General features: G+C 71.0%; 2 protein-coding genes. One reads left to right on the forward strand and one right to left on the reverse strand.

The window, feature by feature from the left end; genetic code table 11:
- Positions 1-77: 77 nt before the first annotated feature.
- Positions 78-956, reverse strand: coding sequence for a serine/threonine-protein kinase (locus ACWDX9_RS61750; RefSeq protein WP_449973190.1), 879 nt, complete (start codon positions 954-956; stop codon positions 78-80).
- Positions 957-1,050: 94 nt separating this feature from the next.
- On the opposite strand from ACWDX9_RS61750, the gene ACWDX9_RS61755 reads away from it, so the two are divergent.
- The gene (locus tag ACWDX9_RS61755; RefSeq protein WP_449973191.1) at positions 1,051-2,916 is read left to right on the forward strand and encodes a CASTOR/POLLUX-related putative ion channel; all 1,866 of its coding nucleotides are present in this window, start codon (positions 1,051-1,053) and stop codon (positions 2,914-2,916) included.
- Positions 2,917-3,105 lie beyond the last annotated feature (189 nt).

A 3,105-nucleotide genomic window follows, 5' to 3' on the forward strand; every position in this document is an offset into this window, starting at 1 on the left:
CAGGGGAGCTTCGTTGCCACCAACCCCCTGCCACTCAGCTGCGCCCCACTCGTGATCACACCGAACGCCACTCTTAACTAAGCGGCATTGGGGCGCGGCCCCGTGCGGAGGCCCTCGGGTACGGCGGGGTCCTGCGGGATGGGGGCCGCCGGAGGGCCATGCGGGGCGTTGGGGTTGACCAGGGACATCATCAGGTGCTGGGCCGTGGGCCGCCGCGACGGGTCCTTGACCAGGCAGGACGCGATCACCCCGCGCAGGCGCGGCGGCAGCGGCGACAGGTCCGGCTCCGCGTGGAGCACCCGGTGCAGCACGGCGGGCACGGTGTCCGCGCCGAACGGGCTCGTGCCCGTGGCCGCGAACAGCATCGACGACGCCCACGCGAACACGTCGGAGGCGGGAGAGGCGGGCGAGCCGCTGATCTGCTCGGGCGCCAGGTAGGCGGGGGTGCCGATCAGGCCGGAGGTCATCGTGGCCGCCCCCTCGGCCCGGGCGATGCCGAAGTCCACCACCCTGGGCCCGTCGGGCCCGAGCAGCACGTTGGCCGGCTTGAAGTCGCGGTGCACGATCCCGGCCGCGTGGATGGCGGCCAGGGCGGTGGCCGTGCCGACCGCCAGGCGTTCGAGGTCGCCGCCGCGCAGCGGGCCGCGCTCGCGCACCCGGCCGGCCAGCGAGGGGCCGTCCACGAACTCGCTCACCACGAACGGCCGGGGCCCGTCGGCCGAGACGTCGAGGACCCGCGCGGTGCAGAAGGAGGCGATGCCCTCCAGCGCGTCCAGCTCGCGTGCCAGCCTGGCCCGCGTCTGCTGGTCGCCGGTGCTCAGCAGCTTGATCGCGACCGGTTCGCCGGCGGCGGTGTGGGCGAGGTAGACCACGCCCTGCCCGCCCTCCCCGAGCCGGCCGGACAGGATGTACCCGCCCAGGGCCGGCGGGTCGTCCGGTCGCAGGGGGCTCGCCATGGCCGATACGTTACCGGTCGCCATGCGCTTGTGAAGATCCACCGGTACCTTGGAGCGTTGGGCAAATCACACCTTAAGCGGAGGTATCGGGGAAGTGTCGAAGGCGACGTTCCGTGAAAGGGCGCGTTACTGGTTCGACAACACCATGTCCAGGGGGACCGCCTCGTTGATCGGCTGGCTGGCCGTGGTGTCGGTGGGGCTGATCGTGGTCGTGGCCGGGCTCACGCTCTGGCTGGCGCCGAACGAGCCCGACGGCGTGAACGGCCCCGGACATGTGCTCTGGATCGCGCTCATGCACGCGCTGAACCCGGGCAAGCTCGCCAGTGACAAGGGCTCGACCGCGTACATGGCCGTGATGTTCGCCGGGTCGATCGGCGGCCTGTTCATCGTCAGCATGCTCGTCGGCCTGCTGTCCAACGGGCTCAAGCAGAAGGTGGACCGCCTGCGCAGGGGACGCTCGCGGATCGTCGAGTCCGGTCACACGGTGGTGCTCGGCTGGTCGGACCAGGTGTTCACGATCGTGGCCGAGCTGGTCAAGGCGCACGCCAGCCAGAAGGGCTCGGTCATCGCCGTCCTGGCGGAACGCGACAAGCTGGCCATGGAGGACGACATCCGCGAGGCCGTCGGGGACCTCGGCAGGACCCGGCTGGTCTGCCGCACCGGGCGGCCCACGGAGCCGCGCGACCTCGCGATGATGAACCTGGCCACCGCCCGTTCCATCGTCGTGCTCTCGCCCGAGGGCGAGGACCCGGACGCGCACGTCATCAAGATCCTGCTCGCGCTGGCCAAGCGCCGCGGCGTCCACCCGCCGGTGGTCGCCGGGCTCACCTCCAGCCGCAACATCGCCGCCGCCCGCCTGGCCGGCGGCGAGGACGTGCACCTCGTCGACTCCGACGACACCGCCTCCCGGCTCATCGTGCAGTCCTCGCGCCAGTCGGGCATGTCCGTCGTCTGCATGGACCTGCTGAACTTCGACGGCGGCGAGATCTACCTGCGCACCCCCAAGAAGCTCGTCGGCGTCACCTACGGCGAGGCGCTGCACGCGTACCAGACCGCCTCCGTCATCGGCCTGCGCCGGCCGACCGGCGTCGTGCTGAACCCGCCCATGGACACCGTCATCAAGGCCGACGACGAGGTCATCGTCATCGCCCACGACGACTCCCACATCCGCCTGGCCGCCGGCAAGCCGTCCATGGACGAGTCCGCCGTCGTCGAGGCGGAGGCGCCGCCCACCGAGCCCGAGCGCACGCTCCTGCTCAACTGGAACGGCCGGGCCGAGCAGATCGTCCGCTACCTCGACGGCTACGTGGCCCCCGGCTCGGTGCTGGAGATCGCCGCAGACCACCCCAAGGCCGGCACCGGCCTGGCGGGCCTGCGCCACCTCACCGTGAACGTCAAGGACTGCGACACCACCGACAGGTACGCGCTGGAGTCGCTCGGCGTCGGCCTCTTCCAGCACGTCATCGTGCTCTCCGACGACCGCTTCGCCGCCCACCACGCCGACACCCGCACGCTCATGACGCTGCTCCAGCTCCGCGACATGCAGAGCACGCTCGGCGAGCACTACTCGATCGTCAGCGAGATGCACGACGAGAACAACCGGGCCCTGGCCGAGGTCACCGAGGCCGACGACATCGTGATCAGCGACACCGTCATCGGCCTGCTGCTCGCCCAGCTCGCCGAGAACCGGCACCTGGCGGACGTGTTCGGCTACCTGTTCGACTCGCGCGGCTCGGAGATCTACCCCAGGCCCGCCGGCTCCTACGTCAAGACGGGGACGCGCGTGCACTTCTCCACGGTCGTGGAGTCGGCCAGGCGCAGGGGCGAGACCGCCATCGGCTACCGCAACGCCCTGGCGCGCAACGACCCGCCGCACTACGGCATCGTCCTCAACCCCGACAAGTCCGAGCCCATCGTCCTGAACAACGGCGACTCGGTGATCGTCCTCGCCGAGCGCTGAAAACGTACAGTTTGCCGTGTGAGGACCATTGACTGGGTGGACGGCGCCGTCGAGCTCGTCGACCAGACACTGCTGCCCGACAAGTGCGTGACGCTGCGCATCCAGACCGTGGACGAACTGGTGGACGCCATCCGGCGGCTGGCCGTGCGCGGCGCGCCCGCGCTCGGCGTGGCGGGGGCGCTCGGCGTG

It is taken from the genome of Nonomuraea sp. NPDC003201, assembly GCF_053590415.1.